Below are 26,388 nucleotides of genomic sequence, written 5' to 3'. Positions count from 1 at the left end.
GTAGATGGATCAGGCGAGCATTTCCCGCAGTTGACTCATGTCGGAGAAGCGCCCGGTCACCCCGGCGAGCCGGTCCGCCGGCATCATCGACGTAAACCCGTACACATCCATCCCCGCGGCCCTGGCCGCCTCCACTCCGAGCGGGCTGTCCTCGATGACGACGCACCGCTCGGGAGGTACGCCCATCCGCTCGGCGGCGCGCAGGAACAGATCGGGCGCCGGCTTTCCCTCCCCCACATCCTCCGCGCTGAAGATCCACTCCTCCTCGAACCACTGGTCGAGCCCGGTCTTGCGATGCCCGACCCTGATCCGCTCATGGCTGCTGGAGGACGCGACGCAGTAGGAGACACCGTCGGCGACAAGCTTCCCCAGCACATCGTCGACACCCGCCACCGGCTCCAGCTCCTGCTGGAACGCAGCGAAGACCCGCGAGTGAAGCGTCTCGTCGAAGTCCGCGGGCAGCTTCTCCCCGGTCCTCTCCTCGACGAGATCGTGCACCCGGTGCACGGCAGCCCCCATGTAGTCGCGAAGACACTCCTGGTACGAGGTGGGGTGACCGAGCTCCGTGAGGTACTCGGCCAGGATGGTGTTGGAGATCGGCTCGCTGTCCACGAGCACACCGTCGTTGTCGAAGATGACCAGTTCGTAGCGCATGGTTCGAGCCTAGACGCTCAGAACGCAGAAAAGCCCCGTGCCACAAGGGCACGGGGCTTTCCCGTAAAAGGAGTTCGGCGGCGTCCTACTCTCCCACAGGGTCCCCCCTGCAGTACCATCGGCGCTGAAAGGCTTAGCTTCCGGGTTCGGAATGTAACCGGGCGTTTCCCTAACGCAATGACCACCGAAACACTATGAAATTAACCAACACCGGAACACAACACGGCCGTTCGTTATTTCAGAACTAACACAGTGGACGCGAGCAACTGAGGACAAGCCCTCGGCCTATTAGTACCAGTCAGCTCCACCCGTTACCGGGCTTCCACATCTGGCCTATCAACCCAGTCGTCTACTGGGAGCCTTAACCAATCAAGTTGGTGGGAATACTCATCTCGAAGCAGGCTTCCCGCTTAGATGCTTTCAGCGGTTATCCTTTCCGAACGTAGCCAACCAGCCATGCCCTTGGCAGGACAACTGGCACACCAGAGGTTCGTCCGTCCCGGTCCTCTCGTACTAGGGACAGCCCTTCTCAATATTCCTACGCGCACAGCGGATAGGGACCGAACTGTCTCACGACGTTCTAAACCCAGCTCGCGTACCGCTTTAATGGGCGAACAGCCCAACCCTTGGGACCGACTCCAGCCCCAGGATGCGACGAGCCGACATCGAGGTGCCAAACCATCCCGTCGATATGGACTCTTGGGGAAGATCAGCCTGTTATCCCCGGGGTACCTTTTATCCGTTGAGCGACAGCGCTTCCACAAGCCACTGCCGGATCACTAGTCCCGACTTTCGTCCCTGCTCGACCCGTCGGTCTCACAGTCAAGCTCCCTTGTGCACTTACACTCAACACCTGATTGCCAACCAGGCTGAGGGAACCTTTGGGCGCCTCCGTTACTCTTTAGGAGGCAACCGCCCCAGTTAAACTACCCATCAGACACTGTCCCTGATCCGGATCACGGACCCAGGTTAGACATCCAGCACGACCAGAGTGGTATTTCAACGGCGACTCCACAACCACTGGCGTGGCTGCTTCAAAGTCTCCCACCTATCCTACACAAGCCGAACCGAACACCAATATCAAACTGTAGTAAAGGTCCCGGGGTCTTTCCGTCCTGCTGCGCGAAACGAGCATCTTTACTCGTAGTGCAATTTCACCGGGCCTATGGTTGAGACAGTCGAGAAGTCGTTACGCCATTCGTGCAGGTCGGAACTTACCCGACAAGGAATTTCGCTACCTTAGGATGGTTATAGTTACCACCGCCGTTTACTGGCGCTTAAGTTCTCAGCTTCGCCGACCCGAAAGTCAGCTAACCGGTCCCCTTAACGTTCCAGCACCGGGCAGGCGTCAGTCCGTATACATCGCCTTACGGCTTCGCACGGACCTGTGTTTTTAGTAAACAGTCGCTTCTCGCTGGTCTCTGCGGCCACCCCCAGCTCACCGAGTAAATCGGATCACCAGTGATGGCCCCCCTTCTCCCGAAGTTACGGGGGCATTTTGCCGAGTTCCTTAACCATAGTTCACCCGAACGCCTCGGTATTCTCTACCTGACCACCTGAGTCGGTTTAGGGTACGGGCCGCCATGAAACTCGCTAGAGGCTTTTCTCGACAGCATAGGATCATCCACTTCACCACAATCGGCTCGGCATCAGGTCTCAGCCTTAACGTGTGACGGATTTACCTACCACACGGCCTACACCCTTACCCCGGGACTACCACCGCCCGGGCTGGACTACCTTCCTGCGTCACCCCATCGCTTACCTAGTACAAGTCTGGTTCGTCGGCTCCACCACTACCCTCAACTCCGAAGAGATCGGGCCGGCTTCACGGACTTAGCATCGCCTGATTCAGTATTGGGCGTTTCAAAGCGGGTACCGGAATATCAACCGGTTGTCCATCGACTACGCCTGTCGGCCTCGCCTTAGGTCCCGACTTACCCTGGGCAGATCAGCTTGACCCAGGAACCCTTAGTCAATCGGCGCACACGTTTCTCACGTGTGTATCGCTACTCATGCCTGCATTCTCACTCGTGAACCGTCCACAACTCGCTTCCGCGGCTGCTTCACCCGGCACACGACGCTCCCCTACCCATCCACACAGGCGTTAGCCCTTAATGTATGAATGACACGACTTCGGCGGTACGCTTGAGCCCCGCTACATTGTCGGCGCGGAATCACTTGACCAGTGAGCTATTACGCACTCTTTCAAGGGTGGCTGCTTCTAAGCCAACCTCCTGGTTGTCTCTGCGACTCCACATCCTTTCCCACTTAGCGTACGCTTAGGGGCCTTAGTCGATGCTCTGGGCTGTTTCCCTCTCGACCATGGAGCTTATCCCCCACAGTCTCACTGCCGTGCTCTCACTTACCGGCATTCGGAGTTTGGCTAAGGTCAGTAACCCGGTAGGGCCCATCGCCTATCCAGTGCTCTACCTCCGGCAAGAAACACACGACGCTGCACCTAAATGCATTTCGGGGAGAACCAGCTATCACGGAGTTTGATTGGCCTTTCACCCCTAACCACAGGTCATCCCCCAGGTTTTCAACCCTGGTGGGTTCGGTCCTCCACGAAGTCTTACCTCCGCTTCAACCTGCCCATGGCTAGATCACTCCGCTTCGGGTCTTGAGCGTGCTACTGAAACGCCCTATTCGGACTCGCTTTCGCTACGGCTTCCCCACACGGGTTAACCTCGCAACACACCGCAAACTCGCAGGCTCATTCTTCAAAAGGCACGCAGTCACGACTGCATGTGCAAGCACATACAGCGACGCTCCCACGGCTTGTAGGCACACGGTTTCAGGTACTATTTCACTCCGCTCCCGCGGTACTTTTCACCATTCCCTCACGGTACTATCCGCTATCGGTCACCAGGGAATATTTAGGCTTAGCGGGTGGTCCCGCCAGATTCACACGGGATTTCTCGGGCCCCGTGCTACTTGGGTGTCTCTCAAACGAGCCGTTAATGTTTCAGCTACGGGGGTCTTACCCTCTACGCCGGACCTTTCGCATGTCCTTCGCCTACATCAACGGTTTCTGACTCGTCTCACAGCCGGCAGACCGTGAAAGAGAGATCCCACAACCCCGCATGCGCAACCCCTGCCGGGTATCACACGCATACGGTTTGGCCTCATCCAGTTTCGCTCGCCACTACTCCCGGAATCACGGTTGTTTTCTCTTCCTGAGGGTACTGAGATGTTTCACTTCCCCTCGTTCCCTCCACACTGCCTATGTGTTCAGCAGCGGGTGACAGCCCATGACGACTGCCGGGTTTCCCCATTCGGACACCCCCGGATCAAAGCTCGGTTGACAGCTCCCCGGGGCCTATCGTGGCCTCCCACGTCCTTCATCGGTTCCTGGTGCCAAGGCATCCACCGTGCGCCCTTAAAAACTTGGCCACAGATGCTCGCGTCCACTGTGCAGTTCTCAAACAACGACCAGCCACCCATCACCCCACCCCGAAAGGCGAGTTCACTGGGACCGGCAACTGAAGGCAACCTTGCGGCCATACCTTCAGACACCCAACAGCGCGCCCAGTACCCGAAATTCATCCGGTTCGTTTTCCACGCTCCGAGGAGCAGTACTTACGACCCGGTTGAACCACCAGGTACTGAATAGTCAACGTTCCACCCATGAGCAACCACCGCCGAACATTTGCCGACGTAGTGGCCTCTGACCGAGCAAGCCCGGTAAGAAGTGCTCCTTAGAAAGGAGGTGATCCAGCCGCACCTTCCGGTACGGCTACCTTGTTACGACTTCGTCCCAATCGCCAGTCCCACCTTCGACAGCTCCCTCCCACAAGGGGTTGGGCCACCGGCTTCGGGTGTTACCGACTTTCGTGACGTGACGGGCGGTGTGTACAAGGCCCGGGAACGTATTCACCGCAGCAATGCTGATCTGCGATTACTAGCAACTCCGACTTCATGGGGTCGAGTTGCAGACCCCAATCCGAACTGAGACCGGCTTTTTGAGATTCGCTCCGCCTCGCGGCATCGCAGCTCATTGTACCGGCCATTGTAGCACGTGTGCAGCCCAAGACATAAGGGGCATGATGACTTGACGTCGTCCCCACCTTCCTCCGAGTTGACCCCGGCAGTCTCCTGTGAGTCCCCATCACCCCGAAGGGCATGCTGGCAACACAGAACAAGGGTTGCGCTCGTTGCGGGACTTAACCCAACATCTCACGACACGAGCTGACGACAGCCATGCACCACCTGTACACCGACCACAAGGGGGGCACCATCTCTGATGCTTTCCGGTGTATGTCAAGCCTTGGTAAGGTTCTTCGCGTTGCGTCGAATTAAGCCACATGCTCCGCTGCTTGTGCGGGCCCCCGTCAATTCCTTTGAGTTTTAGCCTTGCGGCCGTACTCCCCAGGCGGGGAACTTAATGCGTTAGCTGCGGCACCGACGACGTGGAATGTCGCCAACACCTAGTTCCCAACGTTTACGGCGTGGACTACCAGGGTATCTAATCCTGTTCGCTCCCCACGCTTTCGCTCCTCAGCGTCAGTAATGGCCCAGAGATCCGCCTTCGCCACCGGTGTTCCTCCTGATATCTGCGCATTTCACCGCTACACCAGGAATTCCGATCTCCCCTACCACACTCTAGCCTGCCCGTATCGACTGCAGACCCGGGGTTAAGCCCCGGGCTTTCACAACCGACGCAACAAGCCGCCTACGAGCTCTTTACGCCCAATAATTCCGGACAACGCTTGCGCCCTACGTATTACCGCGGCTGCTGGCACGTAGTTAGCCGGCGCTTCTTCTGCAGGTACCGTCACTTTCGCTTCTTCCCTGCTGAAAGAGGTTTACAACCCGAAGGCCGTCATCCCTCACGCGGCGTCGCTGCATCAGGCTTTCGCCCATTGTGCAATATTCCCCACTGCTGCCTCCCGTAGGAGTCTGGGCCGTGTCTCAGTCCCAGTGTGGCCGGTCGCCCTCTCAGGCCGGCTACCCGTCGTCGCCTTGGTAGGCCATCACCCCACCAACAAGCTGATAGGCCGCGGGCTCATCCTTCACCGCCGGAGCTTTCAACCCCGTCCCATGCGGGACAGAGTGTTATCCGGTATTAGACCCCGTTTCCAGGGCTTGTCCCAGAGTGAAGGGCAGATTGCCCACGTGTTACTCACCCGTTCGCCACTAATCCACCCCGAAGGGCTTCATCGTTCGACTTGCATGTGTTAAGCACGCCGCCAGCGTTCGTCCTGAGCCAGGATCAAACTCTCCGTGAATGTTTTCCCGTAATCGGGACACACATCACGAGAGCGGAACGATCGGCCGGAATAAGACCGATCGTTCACAGCGTCCTCGCTGTGTAAATTGCCTACCGGAACCGTGAGGCCCGGCAGGACTTTCAAAGGAACCACCAACCTGCCGAAACAGGCCGGGGTATCAACATATCTGGCGTTGACTTTTGGCACGCTGTTGAGTTCTCAAGGAACGGACGCTTCCTTTGTACTCACCCTCTCGGGCTTTCCTCCGGGCTTTCCCTTCGGTCTTGCGTCTCCGACTCTATCAGACTCTTTCGTGTCCGATTCCCGGTCGAAACGGGGCCGCTTTCCAGTTCTTCGCTTTCGCGTTTCCCTTTCCGGCGAGTCCGACTCTATCAGATCCTTTCGGGCCTGATTCCCAGTCAGCGAGGTTTGTCTTCCCGGCCGTTGGGCCGTTCCGACGAGTGAGACTTTAGCGAATCCTGGTCCTCGACGCTAATCGGGGTCGCGTTCCTTCGAACGCGGATTCTTCATTTCGCAAATGCGCACAGAAAGTCTGGCGACAGATGTCGCTGACCAGATGTGGTTACTGCGGAATGGCTGTCCGGGGACCGACCGGAGTCGGCGCTCACGTCGGACAACTCGGAGAACATTACGGATGTGGGCGTGTCGTGTCAACCTCGAGCCTGCCCGGGTTCTGATGGAAGGCCAGGCGGTAGTCGCGGGGGCTGGTGGAGAGGTGGGTGGCGAAGTGCTGGCGCATGGTGATCTCGCTGCCGAAGCCGGTGCGGCGGGCGACCTCGGGGAGGGGCAGGTCCGTCTGTTCCAGGAGCTTCTGGGCTGCGGCAACGCGTTGGGTGATCAGCCACCGGAGCGGGGTCGTGCCGGTGGTGGCCTGGAAGTGGCGGGCGAAGGAGCGGGGGGACATTCCGGCGTGCGCGGCGAGGTCGGCAACCGTGTGGGGTTCGGCCAGACGGGTCAGGGCGAAGGCCCGTACCGAGGCGAGGGTGTCGGCGTCGCGGTCGGTATGGGGCGTGGGGTGCTCGATGAACTGGGCCTGGGTGCCGGTGCGGAAGGGGGCCGTGACCATCGAGCGGGCGATCGTCGCGGCCGTCTCCGCGCCGTGGGCCGTACGTACGAGATGGAGGCAGAGGTCGATGCCGGCCGCTGTGCCCGCTGACGTCCAGATGTTGCTGTCGTGGAGGAACAGGGCGTCCTGGACGACCGTCACGTGAGGGTGGCGGGTGCGCAGGAGGTCGGTGAGGTTCCAGTGGGTGACTGCCTGGCGGCCGTCGAGGAGGCCGGCCTGGGCGAGGGTGAAGGCTCCGCCGCAGAGGGCCGCGATGGGGGTGGCTCGGGCATGGGCAAGGCGCAGCGCTTCGAGGACCGGTTCGGGGGCCGGTGTCAGGTGGTCGTCGAGTCCGGGGACGACGATCAGGTCGGCACGGGTGAGCCAGGCGAGGGTGCGGTCGGGGGTGAGGGTGAGGCCGCCGCGCAGAGGGATGGGGGCCGGGTCGGCGGCGGTGCGGCGCAGGTCGAAGGGCGGGACGCCTCGGTCGGTGCGGTCCACGCCCCAGACCTCCGTGATGACGGAGACGTCGAATGCGCGGATGCCGGGGAAGGAGACGAGCGCGATGCGAGTGGGCCGGCGGGCGGTCGAGGGCATGATGGCAGTAAAGCATCGATCGATGGCTTTTTGACCTCTGGGCCACAGGGGTGCGGCGCGACAGCATCGTTCATATGGAGATCGCAGAGAACGCAGCACTGGTCGTGGTGGACGTACAGGAAGGCTTTGAGGAGGAGGCGTACTGGGGGTCGCGGAACAATCCCGGGGCCGATCGGAACATTGCGGGGCTGATCGATGCCTGGCAGGCGAGTGGACGGCCCGTGGTGTTCGTACGGCATGACTCGCCCAAGCCGGATTCGCCGTTGCGGGTGGGGCAGCCGGGGAATGACTTCAAGGGGTACGTGGAGGAGCGGCGCGGGAAAGGTGGCGGTCCCGAGCTGTTGCTGACGAAGAGCGTGAACTCCGCCTTCTACGGGACACCCGATCTCGGGGCGTGGCTGGATCGGGGCGGGGTGCGGCAGATCGTGGTGGCCGGGATCCAGACCAATATGTGCGCGGAGACGACGGCGCGAATGGGCGGGAACCTCGGGTACGAGGTGTTCTTCGCGCTGGACGCGACGTACACCTTCGACGGGGTCGGGCCGTGGGGGTGGACGCTGGGCGCGGATGAGCTCGCGCGGGCCACCGCCGTGTCGTTGCACGGCGGTGGGTTCGCGAAGGTGGTGCGCAGTGCGGAGCTGGTCGAGGCTGCCGGGTAGCCGTCAGCCGTTGCCGGAGGCGAGTTCGCGGCTGCGGTCGCGGGCTGCTTCGAGGGCGGCGATGAGGGCGGCTCGTACGCCGTGGTTCTCCAGTTCGCGGATGGCGCTGATGGTGGTGCCGGCCGGGCTGGTGACGGCTTCGCGGAGCTTGACCGGGTGTTCGCCGCTGTCGCGGAGCATCACGGCGGCGCCGATGGCGGCCTGGACGATCAGGTCGTGGGCCTGGGCGCGGGGCAGGCCGAGCAGGATGCCCGCGTCGGTCATCGCCTCGACGAGGAAGTAGAAGTACGCCGGGCCCGACCCGGAGAGGGCGGTGGCCGCGTCCTGCTGGGACTCGGGGACGCGCAGGGTCTTGCCGACGCCGCCGAAGATCGCCTCGGCGGTGGCGAGGTGTTCGGTGGTGGCGTGGCTGCCCCCGGAGATGACGGACATGCCCTCGTCGACGAGGACGGGGGTGTTCGGCATGACGCGTACGACCGGGGTACTCGCGGTGAGGCGGTCCTCGATGAAGGCGGTTGTGATGCCTGCGGCGGCGCTGATGACCAGCCGGTCGGCGGTGACGTGCTCGGCGAGCTCGTCCAGGAGCCGGCCCATGTCCTGGGGCTTGACCGCGAGGATGAGGATGTCGGCGCGCTTGGCGGCCTCGGCGTTGGTGACGGAATCGACGCCGTAGCGGCTGTGGAGTTCCTCGGCACGCTCGGAGCGGCGGGTGGTGACCAGCAGGTTCGCCGGGTGCCAGCCTGCCCGGATCATGCCGCTGAGCAGGGCCTCGCCGATCTTGCCGGTGCCGAGGACTGCAACTGTCTGGGTCATGTGGTTCACCCTCCGGGCGGTGCTCGCGGTTCTCCGTGCGTCGTGCTGACGGTTCTCGGTGCTCGTGTCCGTCATCCTCGCACCGGGGCCGGTCAGGCGGTACGTCGGCGGAGCGTGGCCGCGCCGAGGGTGAGGACGAGCAGGGCGCAGCCCGCGACGACCAGGACGTCGCGGATGAAGTCGCCGGTGACGTCGGTGTGGTGGAGCACCTCGTTCATGCCGTCGACCGCGTACGACATGGGCAGGACGTTCGAGAGGGCTTCGAGGACGGGCGCCATCCGGTCGCGTGCGATGAACAGTCCGCAGAGCAGGAGCTGCGGGAAGATCACGGCCGGCATGAACTGGACGGCCTGGAACTCGGATGCGGCGAAGGCGGAGACGAAGAGGCCCAGTGCCGTGCCGAGCAGGGCGTCGAGCAAAGCGACCAGGAGCAGCAGCCACGGTGAGCCGGTGACGTCCAGGCCGAGCGCCCAGACCGAGAGTGCGGTGGCCAGGAGGGACTGGACGATCGCGACGGCGCCGAAGGCCAGGGCGTAGCCGCCGATCAGGTCGCCCTTGCCGAGCGGCATGGCGAGGAGGCGTTCGAGGGTGCCCGAGGTGCGTTCGCGCAGAGTGGCGATCGAGGTCACCAGGAACATCGTGATCAGCGGGAAGATGCCGAGGAGCGAGGCGCCGATGGCGTCGAAGGTGCGGGGGCTGCCGTCGAACACGTACCGGAGCAGCGTGATCATCACGACCGGGATCAGGAGGAGCAGCGCGACGGTGCGGGGGTCGTGGGTCAGCTGGCGCAGGACGCGGGTGGCGGTGGCGAACGTGCGGGCGGGGCTGAGGGGTGGTGCGGCCGGGTGGGGCTGCGGGTGCGGGGTGCTCATCGGACGGTCTCCTGACGGATGGCGGCTTCGTCGACCAGGTGGAGGAACGCCTCCTCGACGGTGGCGGCGTGGGCGGCGGTGCGCAGCGCCTCGGGGGTGTCGTCGGCGAGGATCTCGCCCTCGCGCATGAGGAGCAGCCGGTGGCAGCGCTCGGCCTCGTCCATGACGTGGGAGGAGACGAGGAGTGTGGTGCCGCGGTCGGCGGCGAGGGCGTGGAAGAGGTTCCACAGGTCTCGGCGGAGTACCGGGTCCAGGCCGACGGTCGGTTCGTCGAGGACCAGGAGTTCGGGGGTGCCGAGCAGGGCCACGGCGAGGGAGACACGGGTGAGCTGGCCGCCGGAGAGGGTGCCGGCCAGCGCGTCGGCGTGACTGGTCAGGTCGACCTCGGCGATCACGCGGGTGACGGCTGCGCGGCGGGCGTCCCGGTGGCGGCGGCCCGGCTGGAGGATCGCCGCGAAGTAGTCGAGGTTCTGCCGGACGGTCAGGTCGGTGTAGACGGACGGGGCCTGGGTGACGTACCCGATGCGCGGGCGGAGGGTGGGGTGTCCGGCGGGGGCGCCGAGCACGTCGAGGGTGCCGGTGACCTTGGCCTGGGTGCCCACGACGGCACGCATCAGGGTGGATTTGCCGCAGCCGGAGGGGCCCAGGAGGCCGGTGATCCTGCCGGGTTCGACGGTGAAGTCGAGGTCGCGGAGGACGGTGCGGTTGCCTCGTACGACAGTGAGGCCGCGGGCCTCGATGGCGACACCCGGAGAATTCATCATGTGATGAATTTTGATCCTGGCGGTGTCTGCCCGTCAATAGCACGACCGGGCCGTCGTGCTGGACCTCAGCGGGCCGCACCACACCGACCACGCATGCGCCCCGGCCCTGGAGGACTGGGCCGCGGAGCGGGAGGCCCGCGAGGTCCCTCGGCGTGCGGATCAGGAGCGCGGTGGGGGTGGGGCCGGGGTCGAGCCCGGGCGGATCGCCACGCGCAGGTCGACCACGTAACTCTCCTCGACCGTGCCGTCCGAGAAGAACTCCGCCAGCCGGTCGCGCTCCTCGGCGAGGAATCGGCGCGCGGGTTCCTCACCGAGGACGAGGAAGGCGGAGTGGCTGCCGAGGTTGGCGAGGTGGGTGTCGAGGGACACCCGTCGGGTCCAGGGCACCGTGCGGTGTACGAAGCCGAGCTCGGACGGCAGATCGCGGGAGCGGACGGGCGAGCCGTGGGCGCCCTCGTCGGCACCGAAGAAGCGGCGAAGACGGGCGTCCTGCTCTGCGATCCAGGGGACGGAATGGTCGGAGACGTTCCACCAGAGGGCGAGTGCGCCGCCGGGGCGCAGGACGCGCAGGGCCTCGGGGGCGGCGCGGCTCCGGTCGGTCCAGTGCCAGGACTGGGCATACGTGATCAGGTCGGCCGATGCGGTGGCGATGGGGAGGCGGTTGCCGTCGCCGCGCACGATCGGCACGTACGGGAGTGCCCGGTGCAGTTCTTCCGCCATGCCGTGGCCCGGTTCGACCGCGGTGACCCGGGCGCCCCGGTCGTGGAGGAGCCGGGTGGAGATACCCGTGCCCGCGCCGACGTCGATGGTGCGGGCGCCACGCAGGGTGCGGCCGGCCAGTTCCTCGACGGTGTCGAAGAGGGCGGGCGGGTAGCCGGGGCGGGCCGCGGCGTACTGGGCGGCTGCGCGGTCGAAGGAGAGTGCGCGGGATGGGGCCGGGGAGGCGGGTGAGGCGGTGCGTGCCCGGGAATCGGAGTCGGAAGGATGCATGGGGTCATCGTGGCCCGCGCGGGGGCCTTGCGCTGGTGCTCGCGGGACTTGACCCGCGCTTGTGGGGCCCTGCGCTCGTGGGGCGCTACTTGCGCTTGGGTCGCTTTCCCTTGGTGGTCTTGCGGGCGGCGGGGTTTCCGGTGCGGGCCGAGCGGCGCTTCGCGTAGCCGGCCAGGGCCGTCTCGTACTCCGTGCGTCGCAGTTGCTCGCCCGGTGCCTCCTTGAACGTACGGAGGAAGTACGCGATCAGTGAGCCGACGAAGCCGATGGTCTTGAGGCCGCGCAGATTGGCCTCGCGCGCCGGATCGGCCGGGCGGCGGCTGAAGCCTTCCCACGTCTTGCGGAAGGCGATGGCGCTGCAGATGGCGAACATCAGGACCACCAGGATGCCGACGAGGTTGCCGACGTCGGCGATCTCCAGTCCCTGGAAGGCGAAGCGGAGTACGAAGCAGGCGGCGACCGCGGCCGCGAAGGAGCCCACCGCCGCCCCGACGCGTCGCAGCCCGTAGCCCCCGTCGTGGTCGACCCAGGTCGTACCGAAGAAGAGCAGGGGCTCGGGCTGCGGGCCGGGCGTGGTGGAGCCGGGCGTGGCGCCGGGGCCGGGGGCTTCGCTGTTCTCGCTCACGAGGTCGATTATCCCCGGGCGGCCTCGGTCCCGATCGCCGTCCCCGTCACAGCCCCGGTCGCCGTCCCGTCGCGGTCCCGGTCGCGGTCCGGGTCCCGCTCCCGGTCAGTCGCAGCGCGGGGCGATGTAGCCGTCGCTGCCCGTGTGGACGTAGGCGTCCGCCACGAACTGGCCGTTGGCGATGTTGTCCCAGATGTTCGAGGTGCCGTACGGGCCGGTGACCCGCTCCCCCGGCTTCTGGCAGTAGACCGGAACCTTCATTCCGTACGGAAGCGTCCTGACGATGCCGTACTGGGTGCCCGGTCCCGTGCGGACGTTGACCCGGTAGCCCGGTGCGATGGGGTACCTGGTGACGTCGTCGGTGCCGGCGAGCGCGGCCACGTCCTCGGCCGCGTCGGTGGTGCCGGTGGTGATGTCGGTGTGCTCTTCCATGGCCGTGAGGCCCTCCCCCGTTGAGAGACGGTGTGTACGACGCGCAGGCTACAAGCCCCGGCCGTTTCGCACGCATCATCGACTAGGCTCCGTGCGTCGCGCTTGCGGACGAACACACGGGGGTGGGCGATGCCGCCGCTGCGAGGTACCGGAGTCAATCCGGAAGCGGAGCATCCGGATTACGCCGGTCACTACCGCCTTGAGGCATGTCTCGGCGCGGGCGGCATGGGTGTCGTGCACCTGGCGCGCTCCACCTCGGGGCTGCAGCTCGCCGTCAAGGTGGTACACCGGCACTATTCGGCAGACCCTGAGTTCAGGGCACGCTTCCGGCAGGAGGTCGGGGCGGCGAGGCGGGTCAGCGGGGCCTTCACGGCACCGGTCGTCGACGCCGATCCGGACGCCGCACGGCCGTGGATGGCCACTCTGTACGTGCCCGGCCCCACACTCTCCGACCAGGTGAAGCGGAACGGGCCGATGGCCCCCGCCGAACTGCGCAGACTGACGGCGGGGCTTGCCGAGGCGCTTCGCGACATCCATCGGGCCGGAGTGATCCACCGCGACCTCAAACCGAGCAATGTGCTGCTCTCCGACTCCGGGCCCAAGGTCATCGACTTCGGGATCTCCCGGCCGTACGACAGCGATCTGCGCACCGAGACGGGCAAGCTGATCGGCTCGCCGCCGTACATGGCGCCCGAGCAGTTCCAGCGGCCGCGTGAAGTCGGGCCCGCCGCAGACGTGTTCGCCCTGGGGGCCGTGCTCGTCCATGCGGCGACCGGCCAGGGGCCCTTCGACTCCGACAGCCCGTACATCGTGGCCTACCAGGTGGTCCACGACGAGGCCGATCTGACGGGGGTGCCGACGGATCTGGCGCCGCTGATCGGCCAGTGCCTGGCGAAGGACCCTGCGGAGCGGCCCACTCCGGACGACATCATGGCGGCGCTGCGCCCTCCTTCGTACGACGCCGCCGCGTTCATACCGTCGCAACGGCGGCCGGGTGCTGTCGAAGCTCCGGCGGTATCGGGGCCGGAGATCGCGACGGGGGCGGATGCGGATGCGGACACGCATGTAGGCGCGGGCGCGGCGCGGGGCAGGAAGGCGACCGCGAGCGGTGGCGGCAAGCGGCGGTGGCTGGCAGCCGCTGCGGCGCTGCTCGTCATGGGTGCCGGTGGGGCGTGGGCTGCCGGGGTGGTGGGCGACTCAGGGGGCCCGAGCGAGTCGGACGGCTCGGGTGAGTCGGGAGGGTCGGGCGGCACGAAGGGCTCGGCAGCGGCGTTCGCACCGTGGCGGACGCCACTGCCGACCTCGGGCAGCTCCACGCCGGTCTGTTCCTCGACGGGCGGTGCCGGCGAAGAGGCGCCCGGCCCGTCCGCCGCGCTGTACTGCGCGGCGGACGGTATCGGCGCCGCCCGGTTGGACCCCGTGGACGGCCGGGTGCTGTGGTCCCGTCACGGCCCCGCCGGGGACACCCCGTCGGTCGGCGTGGTGTCGGTCTCCGGCGGTCTGGTGCATACGGCGGTGCCGGGCGGGAAGCTCCGGGCGTACGACCCCGCCAAGGGCGAACAGGTCTGGGACGCGGACCTCTCCCCTTACCTCGGCGCCCCCTTCGCCGCGGGTGACACGCTGCTGCTGGTCAGCGAGGACGGCGCGACCGAAGCGCTCGACTCCGCGACCGGCGTGTCCCTCTGGCGGCATCCGCTCACCGGACACCAGCGGCCGGACTACGCGCTGTACGACGAAGGATCGGGGCTGGCCTACGCATTCGAACACTCGGCCTACGGGTCCACCACGCTGGTCACTGCCGTCGATGCGGCAACGGGGCACGCGGCGTGGCAGCGGCGGCTGGACGGAATGCTCACCCCGGTGGGGACCTCGGACGGTGCGCTCGTCCTGACGTCGATGAACGGGGACGCCCAGACCGTCGGGCTCGTCCGCTACGACCCGGAACGCAGGAGCGTCGCACGGGTGGCACTGCCGTTCCGGATGAACGAACCGGAGGTCGTGGTGGGCGGGGACACCGCGTATCTCCTGGCACACGGCGGGACCCTGGTCGCCGTCGACACGCGCCCGGCGGGCGACAGAGCTGTTCGCTGGCAGCTGGAGACCGCTGCCGGGCGGACGTCTGCGCCCGTTCTCGCCACCGGGAACCGGCTGTACTTCTCGGCGGCGGACGGGCGGCTGCTCGCCGTGGACACCGAGCGCGGAACGCTGCTGGGCCAGACGGGCCCCCGGCTCCGGGACGGGAAGCTCACGTACGCATCGGCGCTGCCCGCCCCTGTCGCCGCCGGCCGGACCGTCTTCGGCACCGCGCCCGACGGGTCCGTGTTCGCCGTCGACGGACAGGACCCCGCTCACTGGTGAGAGCGGGGTCCGGCGGCAGCGTTCGCGGCTGCCTCGGTCAGCCTTTGTTCAGCCGAGCTTGGACACGTCCCGCACCGCACCCCGGTCCGCGCTCGTCGCCATCGCCGCGTACGCGCGCAGCGCCGCGCTGACCTTGCGGTCGCGGTCCTTCGGCGCGTACACGCCGTTCAGCGCCTCGCGGCGGGCGGCCAGCTCGGCCTCGGGGACGAGGAGCTCGATCGAGCGGTCCGGGATGTCGATCCTGATCCGGTCGCCGTCCTCGACCAGCGCGATCGTGCCGCCCGACGCCGCCTCCGGCGATGCGTGGCCGATCGACAGGCCCGACGTGCCGCCGGAGAAGCGACCGTCGGTGACAAGCGCACAGCTCTTGCCGAGGCCGCGGCCCTTCAGGAAGGAGGTGGGGTAGAGCATCTCCTGCATGCCGGGACCGCCGCGCGGACCCTCGTAACGGATGACGACGACGTCGCCCTCCTTGATCTCCTTGCGGAGGATCTTGTCCACCGCCTCGTCCTGCGACTCGCAGACGACCGCCGGGCCCTCGAAGGTCCAGATCGACTCGTCGACGCCCGCCGTCTTCACGACGCAGCCGTCCTCGGCAAGATTCCCCTTGAGGACCGCGAGGCCGCCATCCTTGGAGTACGCGTGCTCCAGGTCGCGGATGCAGCCGCCCGCCGCGTCCCGGTCGAGGGTGTCCCAGCGCTCGGACTGTGAGAAGGCCGTCGCGGAACGCACGCATCCGGGGGCCGCGTGCCAGAGCTCGACGGCCTCGGGGGACGGGGAGCCACCTCGGACGTCCCAGTTCTTCAGCCACTCGCCGAGGGTGGCGGAGTGCACCGAGTGCACGTCCTCGTTGAGCAGACCGCCGCGGTAGAGCTCGCCGAGGATGGCCGGGACGCCGCCCGCCCGGTGGACGTCCTCCATGTAGTAGGTGCCGCCGGGGGCCACGTTGGGCGCAACCTTCGACAAGCAGGGGACGCGGCGCGAGACCTCGTTGATGTCTTCGAGGTCGTAGGCGAGCTCGGCCTCCTGCGCTGCGGCGAGGAGGTGCAGGATCGTGTTGGTGGAGCCGCCCATGGCGATGTCCAGCGCCATCGCGTTGTCGAACGCGGCGCGGGTGCCGATGGAACGCGGCAGGACCGTCGCGTCGTCCTGCTCGTAGTAGCGCTTGGTGATCTCTACGACGGTGCGGCCGGCGTCCTCGTACAGCGCCTTGCGGGCGGTGTGTGTGGCGAGGACGGAGCCATTGCCGGGAAGGGAGAGGCCGAGGACCTCGGTCAGGCAGTTCATCGAGTTGGCGGTGAACATGCCGGAACAGCTGCCGCAGGTGGGACAGGCGTTCTCCTCGATACGGAGGATGTCCTCGTCCGAGACGTTCTCGTTGACGGCGTCACTGATCGCGTTGATCAGGTCGAGCTTGCGGACCGTGCCGTCGACGAGGGTGGCCTGGCCGGCCTCCATCGGGCCGCCGGAGACGAAGACCGTCGGGATGTTCATGCGCATCGCGGCCATCAGCATGCCGGGCGTGATCTTGTCGCAGTTGGAGATGCAGATCAGCGCGTCCGCGCAGTGCGCCTCGACCATGTACTCGACGGAGTCGGCGATCAGGTCGCGGGAGGGGAGGGAGTAGAGCATCCCGGCGTGGCCCATCGCGATGCCGTCGTCGACGGCGATGGTGTTGAACTCGCGGGGGACGGCGCCTGCGGCCCTGATGGCGTCGGAGACGATCCTGCCCACCGGGGCGAGGTGGGTGTGGCCGGGGACGAATTCGGTGAAGGAGTTGGCGACAGCGATGATCGGCTTGCCGATGTCCTCGCTCGCTACGCCCGAGGCCCGCATAAGGGCGCGGGCGCCCGCCATGTTGCGGCCGTGGGTGACAGTGCGGGACCTCAGCTGGGGCATCGTCTCTCGCTCCTTCGACAGAAAAGACTGCTTCCGAGCCTACGCCTCCGGCTCCAAGATCTGGACACGGTGTCCAGCATGCGGGATGTGGTGCTCGGTGGGTGGGAGGAGGTTGGGGATGCGGTGGGGGGTGCGAGTGGGCCGCCGTGCGGGGCTGGTCCCTACCCGTCCCTTCCCGGAACCGGGGCTCTGTCCCGGACCCCGCTCCTCAAGTGCTGGATGTAGCTGGGGGTGGCCGACGAGGCTGAAGTGTCAGGGCTCCGTCAGGTAGCGCTGCAGTGTCGGCGCCACCATCTCGATGATCTTCTCCGGGGGTGCCGAAGCAAGTGGTTCCGCCCGGATGACGTAGCGCAGCATCGCGATCCCGAGCATGTGCGAGGCAGCCAGTTCCGCGCGGAACGTCGCGTCCGGTACCTCCAGTGCCTCTGCGATGCGTTCCAGGAGGCGGCGCAGGACGAAGCCGCGAAGGACGTTCGCCGCCGCCTCGTGCGTCAGTGCGGACCGCATGATCGCCAGCAGGGGTGCCCTGGACGCCGGGTTCTCCCATACGGCGATGAAGTAGCGGGCCAGCCGCTCCCCCAAGCCGTCCGTGCCGCTGCCCAGGATGGCCGGGATCACCAGGGCCGGCTCGAAGGAGAGCTCGATGGCGGCCGCGAAGACCTCGTCCTTCGTACCGAAGTAGTGGTGGACGAGGGCGGAGTCGACGCCTGCAGCCTTGGCGATGCCCCGGATCGACGTCTTGTCGTAGCCGCGCTCCGCGAACTCGGTGCGAGCCGCCTCCAGGATGCGGGTGCGGGCGTCGGGGCCGGTGGTCCCGGCCGTACGGGAGGGGCGGCCGCGGCGCTTGGCGGCGGGACCGGTGGGATCAGTGGGATCGGTGTGGCCACCGGTCATGGGCGCGGCGCCTCGGCCGAGGACGACGCCAGGTGGAGCCGGGTGAAGGCCAGCGCCTCCGCCAGGTCGGCCTCACGTTCGGCGGTGGACATGGCGCGGCGGGTGTTGACCTCGATGACGACATGGCCGTCGAAGCCGGTACGGGCCAGGTGTTCCAGGAGTTCGGCGCAGGGCTGGTCGCCGCGGCCGGGCACCAGGTGCTCGTCCTTGTTGGAGCCCTTGCCGTCGGCGAGATGGACGTGGGCGAGCCGGTCGCCCATCCGGTCGACCATCGCCATGCCGTCCGTGCGGGCCGTCGCGGTGTGCGACAGGTCCACGGTGAAGTGGCGGTAGTCGTCGTTGGTGACGTCCCAGTCGGGGGCGTACGCCAGCATCTCTCGGTCCCGGTAGCGCCAGGGGTACATGTTCTCGACGGCGAACCGCACATCGGTCTCGTCCGCCATGCGCCAGATCCCGGTGACGAAGTCGCGCGCGTAGTTGCGCTGCCAACGGAACGGCGGGTGGACGACGACGGTCGTCGCCCCGAGCTTCTCAGCGGCGGCCCGGGCCCGCTGGAGCTTCACCCACGGATCGGTGGACCAGACGCGCTGCGTGATCAGCAGACAGGGCGCGTGGACGGCCAGGATCGGCACCTGGTGGTAGTCCGAGAGCCGTCGCAGCGCCTCGATGTCCTGGCTGACGGGGTCGGTCCACACCATGATCTCGACGCCGTCGTAACCAAGACGCGCGGCGATCTCGAAGGCCGTCGCCGTCGACTCCGGGTAGACGGAAGCCGTCGACAGGGCGACCTTCGCATCCGGGATGCGCACCACTGGTTCTGCCACTGGGACAGCGTACGGGCAGTGTGACGCCGCACCGAGAGACCCGGGCGGAAAGTGAGGAGGGCCATGGCGGGCTTCCGGCGCCACGGCGGTGCTCAGCTCGGCGCGGCCTGCTCCGTGGGCTCCGTCGGCATGTGGTCCAGACGGCGCAGGATGACGCCCTCGCGCAGCGCCCAGGGGCAGATCTCCAGCTCTTCGACCCCGAACAGATCCATGGCCCCCTCCGCCACCAGCGCCCCGGCCAGCAGCTGCCCGGCCCGGCCCTCGGAGACCCCGGGCAGGGTGCCGCGCTGCTCGACCGTCATCGCTGCCAGCTTCGGCACCCACTCCTCCAGCGCCTTGCGGGTGAGGGCGCGCTGCACGTACAGGCCGTCGGTGGAACGTGCGGCACCCGCGATCCTGGCGAGCTGCTTGAACGTCTTGGAGGTGCCGACGACATGATCCGGGCGCCCGAGGCGGGTGAATTCCCCGACGCTCCGGGCGATCCTGGCCCGCACATGGCGGCGCAACGCCTTCACCTCCGCCGGGTCCGGCGGATCGCCCGGCAGCCACCCGGCGGTGAGCCGGCCGGCCCCGAGCGGCAGCGACACCGCGGCGTCCGGCTCCTCGTCCATGCCGTACGCGATCTCCAGCGAGCCGCCCCCGATGTCCAGGACCAGCAGCCGCCCCGCCGACCAGCCGAACCAGCGGCGCGCGGCGAGGAAGGTGAGCCGGGCCTCCTCAGCGCCGCTGAGGACGGTGAGGTCGATGCCCGTCTCGTCCCGCACCCGGGCCATCACCTGGTCGGCGTTGCTCGCCTCCCGTACCGCGGATGTGGCGAACGGCAGAACGTCCTCGCACCCCTTGTCCTCGGCGGCCTGGAGCGCATCGGTGATCGTCGCCACGAGCCGGTCCACACCGTCGGGGCCGACCGCCCCGTCCCCGTCGAGAAGTTCGGCCAGGCGCAGCTCCGCCTTGTGCGAGTGCGCGGGCAGCGGGCGGGCGCCGGGGTGCGCGTCCACCACCAGCAGATGCACCGTGTTCGAACCCACGTCGAGGACTCCGAGTCTCATACCAGGAACGCTACCGGGACCGCGGACTTACTCTTGGCGCGTGCCAAAGACGAAAAAGGCGAAGCCGGGCAAAATCACGAAGAAACAGAGAACGAAGCAGGAGATGCAGCAGCAGGAAGTGAACGGGCCGAACCGGTCCGAAGACGAGACGGGGATCGACTTCGCACGCGCCTGGGTCGAGTTCCCGGACCCCGCGGACGACGAACAGATCTTCCGCTGCGACCTGACCTGGCTGACGTCCAGGTGGACCTGCATCTTCGGCAGTGGCTGCCAGGGCATCCAGGCGGGCCGCGCGGACGACGGATGCTGCACGCTCGGCGCGCACTTCTCGGACGAGGACGACGAGAAGCGGGTGGCGAGCCATGTCGAACGGCTGACCCCTGATCTGTGGCAGTTCCACGATGTCGGTACGGAGACGGGCTGGGTCGAGGTCGACGACGACGGGGAACGCCAGACGCGGCGCTGGAAGGGTTCGTGCATCTTCCAGAACCGTCCCGGGTTCGCGGCCGGCGCGGGCTGCTCGCTGCACATCCTGGCGCTGCGGGAGGGCAAGGAGCCCCTGGAGACCAAGCCGGACGTCTGCTGGCAGCTGCCGATCCGGCGTACGTACGACTGGATCGACCGGCCCGACGACACGCGCGTGCTCCAGGTCTCGATCGGCGAGTACGACCGCAGGGGCTGGGGTCCGGGTGGCCACGATCTGCACTGGTGGTGCACATCGGCGACCTCGGCGCACGGGGCCGGGGAGCCGGTGTACGTGTCGTACCGCCCGGAACTCATCGAACTGATGGGCAAGAAGGGGTACGACCGACTGGTCGAGCTGTGCGAGGAGCGCCTGTCCTCGCTGCTGCCGATGGCGCCGCACCCGGCGGATCCGGTCGATCCGGCGTGACGGCGTGACGGCGTGACGGCTGAGGCGTAGCAACTGGGGCGTGCCGGCCGAGGTGCCTTCCGGTGGCTCGGCCGGTCACGTCGCGCGGGCCGCCGCAGCCCCGGACGGACTGTTTCAGCCCGTCGGTGTGGTGGTGCCCGTACCCGGGTGGGTCGGGGTCGTGGAGCCGGACGGGTCCGGGGACTGCGTCGGATCGGTCGGGGACGGTGACGGCGTGGGGTCCGTCGGGTCGGGGGTCGGGTCGGTCGGCTGTGTGGGGTGCGGCGAGGACGGGGGCGGATCCGACGGTACGGACGGGCCCGATGGGGTGGAGGGGCCGGTCGTACCCGAGTGGCCGGGGCCGCCGGGTGACGGTGCCGTCGCCCCTGCCCCCCGGATCGCCACGACCGAACCGGAAGGGGCGAGGGCGATGCGTGCGCTCCAGGGACCGGCGGGTTGCCGCAGGTGGTCCACGAGGACGCGGATCGTGATGCTCGTGCCTGCGGCGAGCGTGCCCGAGGAGCTGCTGAGGCGCAGCCAGGACGCATCCGCGCGGGCCGACCAGGCGACGGGTGCGCCGCCCGAGGCGGTCAGGCGGATGAGTGTCGTGCCGCCGGACGAGCGGGCCTCGACGGTGAGCCCGCCGATGCCGCCCCGCACCGGACCCGAGCTGATCACCTCGGCCGAGACGTCCGGGGTGTGGCCGTCCTTGAAGCGGGCGCCGGGCTGGGGACGGGCATTGCCCGCGTTCTCGTAGTGGCCGTCCGGGGTGCCGTCGAGGTCGTGGCGGACGTCCGTCTCGGTCGCGGTGACCGAAGAGCCGTCGTGGCCCTCGCCGGTCTGCGGCGCGCCGCGATAGGCCGTCCACAGCGCGATCACCGGGGCGGCGACGACCGTCGCCACCACCGTCGTCGTCACGACCCTGGCCCGCAGCCGGTCCCGGCGAGCGGCGTGGTCCTTCGGGTCCATGGGAAAGCCCGCCCGGTCGAAACGCGGGCCGGCGGACCGGTTCCGCTGGGCATGGACCATCGCTACGTACGCGGAGGGCCGTGGTGCCTCGACGACCGGCAGCGCGGCGGCGGGGGTGACGGCCGCGCCCGGCCAGGGGCCCTCGGCGCCGGCCCGCTCGGCGGCGCCGCGGCAGCGGGGGCAGTCGTCGACATGACGGACGAGTTCGCGGCGCAGGGCCGCGGAGAGCAGGACGCGGTGGTCGCCGGTGAGCCGGGCGACGGTGGGGCAGTTGCCGCTCTCGACGACGGCGAGGGCTGCGCGGGTGCGTTCCACCTCGCAGGCCGCGGCGGCCAGAAGCTCGCGGGCGGTCGCCGGTTCGAGGCCCAGGACGGAGGCGACGGCACGCGGGGCGAGGCGGTGGCGCACGGCGAGTTCGAGCGCTTCGCGCTGTTCGGGGGTGGTGCCGGCGGCCTCCGGCCAGGCCAGCTGAGCGAGTTCACGGCGGTGCGCCTCGGCGGCGGCTTCGGATTCGGCCGCGTTGGCCGCGGGGGCGCCGCCCGGCGTGCACGCGGCGGCCTCAGTGGCCTTCGCGACAGCGGCCGGGGACGTACGGCGGCCAGCGCGCGCCCCCTGGGTTGCCGTCCCGCCCGGCTGCTTGCCCGGAGGGCCTCCCCCCGCCCGCTTCGCCTCGCGCTGTGCCTCCTGCTGGGCCGACCGTCTTCCCGACAGCTTCCCGGCATTGTGGCGGTGCGCCTGACGGCCCTGTTTCTGCTCGGCGAGCTTGCGCAGACACGTCCATCTGGCCAGCGCATACAGCCAGGATTTACGTTCCTCCTCACCCGCCGGGCACCGGCCGTCCTGCCGTTCCGCGATCGCGAGCACACCGCCGAGCGCCTCGGTGGCGGCATCGTGGTCGCAGAGCACGGAGAGGCAGTAGGTGAACAGGCCATCGAGATGCGGCTCGTAACGTGCAGGCGGCCGCCGCGGCGAAGGCTGCGCCGAGGAGTGGGGCGCACGGCGCCGCGCCCGGTGTGCGCCGGTGGTGTGCGTGGGGGGCTCCAGCCTGCTGCTCGTCACCTGGCGACCGTAGGCAGCACAGAGCATGCCTTTAGCGCCCCTCCGGCACATTTAATCCTTACGGGTGAACGTATCGCTCAAAAGGGGACAGGCATCTCAGGTCCAGGTGACGGAATCCCTGATTTCGCCGGAGCGCCGGGCCGATCCGGGGGCCACCGGCGGGCACGCGCCCGCGCCGGGCGGCGTCGGCGGACCGCGCCCGGCGGCATTGTCGGACCACACCTATACGGTTGCGCCATGGCTGCCCGTACAAAATCCGCGAAGGACCGGCCGTCCTACCGCTGCACCGAATGCGGCTGGACGACCGCCAAGTGGCTCGGCCGCTGCCCCGAATGCCAGGCATGGGGGACGGTCGAGGAGTTCGGCGGCGCCCCCGCCGTGCGGACCACTGCGGCCGGCCGGGTCAGCACCGCCGCGCTCCCCATCGGCCAGGTCGACAGCCGGCAGGCCACCGCCCGGTCGACCGGCGTCAGCGAGCTGGACCGAGTGCTCGGCGGCGGTCTCGTGCCGGGTGCCGTCGTGCTGCTCGCGGGCGAGCCGGGCGTCGGGAAGTCGACGCTGCTGCTGGACGTGGCCGCGAAGGCGGCGAGCGACGACCACCGCACGCTCTATGTCACCGCCGAGGAGTCCGCGAGCCAGGTCCGGCTGCGCGCCGACCGGATCCGGGCGATCAACGACCACCTGTATCTCGCCGCGGAGACCGACCTGTCCGCGGTCCTCGGCCATCTGGACGCCGTCAAGCCGTCGCTTCTCATCCTCGACTCCGTACAGACGGTCGCCTCGCCCGAGATCGACGGGGCGCCCGGCGGCATGGCACAGGTCCGGGAGGTCGCCGGTGCCCTCATCCGGGCCTCTAAGGAACGCGGTATGTCCACGCTGCTGGTCGGCCATGTCACCAAGGACGGGGCGATCGCCGGGCCACGGCTGCTGGAGCATCTCGTCGATGTGGTGCTGTCCTTCGAGGGCGACCGCCATGCCCGCCTGAGGCTCGTACGGGGCGTCAAGAACAGGTACGGCGCGACCGACGAGGTCGGCTGCTTCGAACTGCACGACGAGGGCATCACCGGCCTCGCCGACCCGTCCGGGCTGTTCCTCACCCGCCGCGACGAACCTGTGCCCGGCACCTGCCTGACCGTCACCCTGGAGGGCAAGCGGCCGCTCGTCGCCGAGGTGCAGGCACTGACGGTCGATTCCCAGATCCCTTCGCCCCGGCGCACCACCTCGGGTCTGGAGACGTCCCGGGTATCGATGATGCTGGCCGTTCTGGAGCAGCGCGGCCGGATCAGCTCGCTCGGCAAGCGGGACATCTACAGCGCGACGGTCGGCGGTGTGAAGCTCTCCGAGCCCGCCGCGGACCTCGCGGTCGCGCTGGCGCTGGCCAGTGCCGCGAGTGACACACCACTCCCCAAGAACCTGGTGGCGATCGGCGAAGTAGGTCTCGCGGGCGAGGTCAGAAGGGTTACGGGAGTCCAGCGCAGGCTGGCCGAGGCATACCGTCTGGGCTTCACGCACGCGCTGGTTCCGACCGACCCGGGGAAGGTCCCGGCCGGTATGAAGGTCACAGAAGTCGCCAACATGGGTGATGCGCTGAGGGTGCTCCCGCGCCGGTCTCGCGCACAGGCCCCGCAGGAGGAGAACGCGCGCCGGTAGACTTTGCCCTGGTCTCGCCCGTCCGTACGAACGGTATGAGGGACGTAAGGGCACCGCAAACCTGTGACCGGAGGAGTGCAGTGGCAGCCAGCGACCGGGCAGCATCGCCCGGAAAGTCCGGCCAAGGCACCGGTAACGAGGCGCTGATGCGCGCCTCGTTGACCGCCGTCGCGCCTGGAATGGCCCTGCGGGACGGCCTGGAGCGCATCCTCCGTGGCAACACCGGCGGGCTGATCGTTCTGGGCATGGACAGAACCGTCGAGTCGATGTGCACCGGCGGATTCGTGCTGGACGTGGAGTTCACCGCGACGCGCCTGCGCGAGCTGGCCAAGCTCGACGGGGCGCTGATCCTCGACAAGGACATGACCAAGATCCTGCGGGCCGGTGTGCAGCTGGTCCCGGACGCCTCCATCCCCACCGAGGAGACCGGCACCCGCCACCGCACGGCGGACCGGGTCTCCAAGCAGTGCAACTTCCCGGTCGTCTCGGTCTCGCAGTCGATGCACCTCATCGCGCTGTACGTGGACGGGGAGCGCCGGGTCCTGGAGGAGTCCGCCGCGATCCTCTCCCGCGCCAATCAGGCACTCGCCACCCTGGAGCGGTACAAGCTCCGGCTCGACGAGGTCGCGGGCACCCTCTCGGCGCTGGAGATCGAGGACCTGGTGACGGTCCGGGATGTGACCGCCGTCGCGCAGCGGCTGGAGATGGTCCGCCGGATCGCGACCGAGATCGCGGAGTACGTGGTGGAGCTGGGCACCGACGGCCGGCTCCTCTCGCTCCAGCTCGACGAGTTGATCGCGGGCGTCGAGCCGGAGCGAGAGCTGGTCGTGCGCGACTATGTGCCGGAGCCGACCGCGAAGCGGTCCCGTACGGTCGCCGAAGCCCTGACCGAGCTCGACGCGCTCTCCCACACCGAACTTCTCGAACTCCCCGTCGTGGCACGGGCGATGGGGTACAGCGGCTCGCCGGAGACGCTGGATTCGGCGGTCTCGCCGCGCGGCTTCCGGCTGCTGGCGAAGGTGCCGCGACTGCCCGGGGCGATCATCGACCGGCTGGTGGAGCACTTCGGCGGTCTGCAGAAACTCCTTGCCGCCAGCGTGGACGACCTCCAGACGGTGGACGGGGTCGGCGAGGCGCGGGCGAGGAGCGTGCGCGAGGGACTGTCGCGACTGGCCGAGTCGTCGATTCTCGAGCGGTACGTGTAGCGGTACGCGCAGCAGACACAGGCGGTGCCGGGGCCCGGGAGACCGGGCCCCGAAGTGTTTCCGGAGCTGGTCGGCCCCTCGGGCTCTCAGTCCTTCGCGAGTACGAACGAGGCGCGCCGCACCGGCTCGCCCGGCGCCTTCGCCTCGACCAGGTAGGTACCGGGCCCCGCGGTTTCCGCGGGCGGCGTCGCGCATTGCGGGGTGCTCTTCTTGCGGTCCCACTCCACGGTGTGGACGACGGTCGAGCCTGCCGGGACCTTCAGCAGCAGGCTGCCCGCGTTGCGCGGGCAGTCCTTGGAGGACCACACCTGGCTGTCGTCGCCACCGGCCTCGGTGATGGTGAGCACCGCGCTCTTCGGCCCGAAGTCGGCCTTGCAGGTGGTGGACGAGGTGTTCTTGGCGATCAACCGGAACTTCGGCTTCTCGCCGGGGCTGTAGCTGACCTCGGTGCTCAGGCTCAACTGCAGTGCACCGGTGGCGCAGTCGGGGAGCGAGGAGCCTGCCGGGACCTGCTCTCCGGTCGTCGCGCCGCTTCCGCTCACGCCGCCGGCTCCGTCGTCCGATCCGCTGCCGGTGTCCGTGCCGCCGTCACCGTTACCGCCGTCGGAGCCCGCGCCCGTACCGCTGTTGTCTTCGCCGCCGCTGCCCGAGTCGCCCGACTCGTCGCGCCCGCCCGGCTGTTGGCTGATGGCCGGACCCGACTGCGAGGGGCCGGGAGTGATCGAGCGCGCGGGACCCGATCCGCCGGGCCGGGAGTCGTCCGTGTTCCCCTTGCCGCCACCGGAGGTGACGGCCCACACGATCAGCAACGCGAGCAGCGCAATCAGCGTCGCCGCTACGGCCCTCCGTCGCCAGTAGATGGTGGAGGGAAGCGGCCCGATCGGATTACGCAAAGATCCCACGGCGCAAACTGTACGAGAGATCGGCG

19 protein-coding genes and 3 rRNA genes are annotated in these 26,388 nt (G+C 68.0%); 5 read left to right on the top strand and 17 right to left on the bottom strand.

Annotation, left to right across the window (positions count from 1 at the left end):
• Positions 1–9: 9 nt before the first annotated feature.
• The 5 genes from OG609_RS22995 to OG609_RS22975 form a co-directional block, all read right to left on the bottom strand.
• On the bottom strand, positions 10–654 hold the full coding sequence (locus OG609_RS22995; RefSeq protein WP_327274540.1) for an HAD family hydrolase: 645 nt from the start codon (positions 652–654) through the stop codon (positions 10–12).
• A 72-nt stretch (positions 655–726) separates the two neighbouring features.
• A 5S ribosomal RNA gene (rrf, locus tag OG609_RS22990) occupies positions 727–843 on the bottom strand.
• Between the two features lie 79 nt (positions 844–922).
• Positions 923–4,047, bottom strand: a 23S ribosomal RNA gene (locus OG609_RS22985).
• 309 nt (positions 4,048–4,356) lie between these two features.
• A 16S ribosomal RNA gene (locus OG609_RS22980) occupies positions 4,357–5,882 on the bottom strand.
• Together the 16S, 23S and 5S rRNA genes form the textbook arrangement of a ribosomal RNA operon.
• Positions 5,883–6,513: 631 nt before the next feature.
• Positions 6,514–7,527, bottom strand: coding sequence for a GlxA family transcriptional regulator (locus OG609_RS22975; protein ID WP_327274539.1), 1,014 nt, complete (start codon positions 7,525–7,527; stop codon positions 6,514–6,516).
• Positions 7,528–7,601: 74 nt separating this feature from the next.
• Between OG609_RS22975 and OG609_RS22970 the strand changes: the two genes are divergently transcribed.
• On the top strand, positions 7,602–8,186 hold the full coding sequence (locus tag OG609_RS22970) for a cysteine hydrolase family protein (protein ID WP_327274538.1): 585 nt from the start codon (positions 7,602–7,604) through the stop codon (positions 8,184–8,186).
• Between the two features lie 3 nt (positions 8,187–8,189).
• On the opposite strand, the gene proC is transcribed toward OG609_RS22970, so the two are convergent.
• The 6 genes from proC to OG609_RS22940 form a co-directional block, all read right to left on the bottom strand.
• Positions 8,190–8,999 carry a pyrroline-5-carboxylate reductase gene (gene proC, locus OG609_RS22965; RefSeq protein WP_327274537.1) on the bottom strand — a complete coding sequence of 270 codons (810 nt, stop codon included), beginning with the start codon at positions 8,997–8,999 and terminating at the stop codon, positions 8,190–8,192.
• 92 nt (positions 9,000–9,091) lie between these two features.
• The gene (locus OG609_RS22960) at positions 9,092–9,871 is read right to left on the bottom strand and encodes an ABC transporter permease (protein WP_327274536.1); all 780 of its coding nucleotides are present in this window, start codon (positions 9,869–9,871) and stop codon (positions 9,092–9,094) included.
• The gene (locus tag OG609_RS22955) at positions 9,868–10,635 is read right to left on the bottom strand and encodes an ABC transporter ATP-binding protein (protein WP_327274535.1); all 768 of its coding nucleotides are present in this window, start codon (positions 10,633–10,635) and stop codon (positions 9,868–9,870) included. The genes OG609_RS22960 and OG609_RS22955 overlap by 4 nt, the downstream gene beginning before the upstream one ends.
• 159 nt (positions 10,636–10,794) lie before the next feature.
• On the bottom strand, positions 10,795–11,625 hold the full coding sequence (locus tag OG609_RS22950; protein WP_327274534.1) for a class I SAM-dependent methyltransferase: 831 nt from the start codon (positions 11,623–11,625) through the stop codon (positions 10,795–10,797).
• An 85-nt stretch (positions 11,626–11,710) separates the two neighbouring features.
• Positions 11,711–12,250, bottom strand: coding sequence for a hypothetical protein (locus tag OG609_RS22945; protein ID WP_327274533.1), 540 nt, complete (start codon positions 12,248–12,250; stop codon positions 11,711–11,713).
• Positions 12,251–12,355: 105 nt separating this feature from the next.
• The gene (locus OG609_RS22940; protein ID WP_327274532.1) at positions 12,356–12,682 is read right to left on the bottom strand and encodes an SH3 domain-containing protein; all 327 of its coding nucleotides are present in this window, start codon (positions 12,680–12,682) and stop codon (positions 12,356–12,358) included.
• A gap of 129 nt (positions 12,683–12,811) precedes the next feature.
• On the opposite strand from OG609_RS22940, the gene OG609_RS22935 reads away from it, so the two are divergent.
• Complete coding sequence (locus OG609_RS22935; protein WP_327274531.1) at positions 12,812–15,040, top strand: serine/threonine-protein kinase; 2,229 nt, start codon at positions 12,812–12,814, stop codon at positions 15,038–15,040.
• Between the two features lie 48 nt (positions 15,041–15,088).
• Here the strand turns inward: OG609_RS22935 and ilvD are convergent, their stop codons facing one another.
• The 4 genes from ilvD to OG609_RS22915 all read right to left on the bottom strand — a co-directional run bounded on the left by ilvD (position 15,089) and on the right by OG609_RS22915 (position 19,706).
• Complete coding sequence (ilvD, locus tag OG609_RS22930; protein ID WP_327274530.1) at positions 15,089–16,939, bottom strand: dihydroxy-acid dehydratase; 1,851 nt, start codon at positions 16,937–16,939, stop codon at positions 15,089–15,091.
• Between the two features lie 252 nt (positions 16,940–17,191).
• Complete coding sequence (locus OG609_RS22925; RefSeq protein WP_327274529.1) at positions 17,192–17,833, bottom strand: TetR/AcrR family transcriptional regulator; 642 nt, start codon at positions 17,831–17,833, stop codon at positions 17,192–17,194.
• A complete protein-coding gene (locus OG609_RS22920; RefSeq protein ID WP_327274528.1) occupies positions 17,830–18,657 on the bottom strand; it encodes a sugar phosphate isomerase/epimerase family protein in 828 nt (275 codons plus the stop codon). Before OG609_RS22920 ends, OG609_RS22925 begins: the two co-directional genes overlap by 4 nt.
• A gap of 92 nt (positions 18,658–18,749) precedes the next feature.
• Entirely contained in the window at positions 18,750–19,706 is a 957-nt protein-coding gene (locus tag OG609_RS22915; protein WP_327274527.1) for a Ppx/GppA phosphatase family protein, read from the bottom strand.
• 40 nt (positions 19,707–19,746) lie between these two features.
• On the opposite strand from OG609_RS22915, the gene OG609_RS22910 reads away from it, so the two are divergent.
• Entirely contained in the window at positions 19,747–20,598 is an 852-nt protein-coding gene (locus OG609_RS22910; RefSeq protein WP_327274526.1) for a hypothetical protein, read from the top strand.
• A 114-nt stretch (positions 20,599–20,712) separates the two neighbouring features.
• Here OG609_RS22910 and OG609_RS22905 read toward each other — a convergent pair whose 3' ends face one another.
• Positions 20,713–22,605, bottom strand: coding sequence for a BACON domain-containing protein (locus tag OG609_RS22905; RefSeq protein ID WP_442817995.1), 1,893 nt, complete (start codon positions 22,603–22,605; stop codon positions 20,713–20,715).
• Positions 22,606–22,842: 237 nt separating this feature from the next.
• Between OG609_RS22905 and radA the strand changes: the two genes are divergently transcribed.
• The gene (gene radA, locus OG609_RS22900; RefSeq protein ID WP_327274524.1) at positions 22,843–24,255 is read left to right on the top strand and encodes a DNA repair protein RadA; all 1,413 of its coding nucleotides are present in this window, start codon (positions 22,843–22,845) and stop codon (positions 24,253–24,255) included.
• Between the two features lie 80 nt (positions 24,256–24,335).
• Complete coding sequence (gene disA, locus OG609_RS22895) at positions 24,336–25,460, top strand: DNA integrity scanning diadenylate cyclase DisA (RefSeq protein ID WP_327274523.1); 1,125 nt, start codon at positions 24,336–24,338, stop codon at positions 25,458–25,460.
• Between the two features lie 86 nt (positions 25,461–25,546).
• On the opposite strand, the gene OG609_RS22890 is transcribed toward disA, so the two are convergent.
• Positions 25,547–26,362, bottom strand: coding sequence for a hypothetical protein (locus tag OG609_RS22890; RefSeq protein WP_327274522.1), 816 nt, complete (start codon positions 26,360–26,362; stop codon positions 25,547–25,549).
• Positions 26,363–26,388 lie beyond the last annotated feature (26 nt).

Source organism: Streptomyces sp. NBC_01224, assembly GCF_036002945.1.
Classification (GTDB): Bacteria; Actinomycetota; Actinomycetes; order Streptomycetales; family Streptomycetaceae; genus Streptomyces.
The sequence above is the reverse complement of the archived record's forward strand: the minus strand, read 5'-3'. Positions and strand labels throughout refer to the sequence as shown.

Coding starts and splice junctions, on each gene's coding strand:
- OG609_RS22995 (WP_327274540.1), bottom strand. CDS start 654: ATGCGCTACGAACTGGTCATCTTCGACAACGACGGTGTGCTCGTGGAC.
- OG609_RS22975 (WP_327274539.1), bottom strand. CDS start 7,527: ATGCCCTCGACCGCCCGCCGGCCCACTCGCATCGCGCTCGTCTCCTTC.
- OG609_RS22970 (WP_327274538.1), top strand. CDS start 7,602: ATGGAGATCGCAGAGAACGCAGCACTGGTCGTGGTGGACGTACAGGAA.
- proC (WP_327274537.1), bottom strand. CDS start 8,999: ATGACCCAGACAGTTGCAGTCCTCGGCACCGGCAAGATCGGCGAGGCC.
- OG609_RS22960 (WP_327274536.1), bottom strand. CDS start 9,871: ATGAGCACCCCGCACCCGCAGCCCCACCCGGCCGCACCACCCCTCAGC.
- OG609_RS22955 (WP_327274535.1), bottom strand. CDS start 10,635: ATGATGAATTCTCCGGGTGTCGCCATCGAGGCCCGCGGCCTCACTGTC.
- OG609_RS22950 (WP_327274534.1), bottom strand. CDS start 11,625: ATGCATCCTTCCGACTCCGATTCCCGGGCACGCACCGCCTCACCCGCC.
- OG609_RS22940 (WP_327274532.1), bottom strand. CDS start 12,682: ATGGAAGAGCACACCGACATCACCACCGGCACCACCGACGCGGCCGAG.
- OG609_RS22935 (WP_327274531.1), top strand. CDS start 12,812: ATGCCGCCGCTGCGAGGTACCGGAGTCAATCCGGAAGCGGAGCATCCG.
- ilvD (WP_327274530.1), bottom strand. CDS start 16,939: ATGCCCCAGCTGAGGTCCCGCACTGTCACCCACGGCCGCAACATGGCG.
- OG609_RS22925 (WP_327274529.1), bottom strand. CDS start 17,833: ATGACCGGTGGCCACACCGATCCCACTGATCCCACCGGTCCCGCCGCC.
- OG609_RS22915 (WP_327274527.1), bottom strand. CDS start 19,706: ATGAGACTCGGAGTCCTCGACGTGGGTTCGAACACGGTGCATCTGCTG.
- radA (WP_327274524.1), top strand. CDS start 22,843: ATGGCTGCCCGTACAAAATCCGCGAAGGACCGGCCGTCCTACCGCTGC.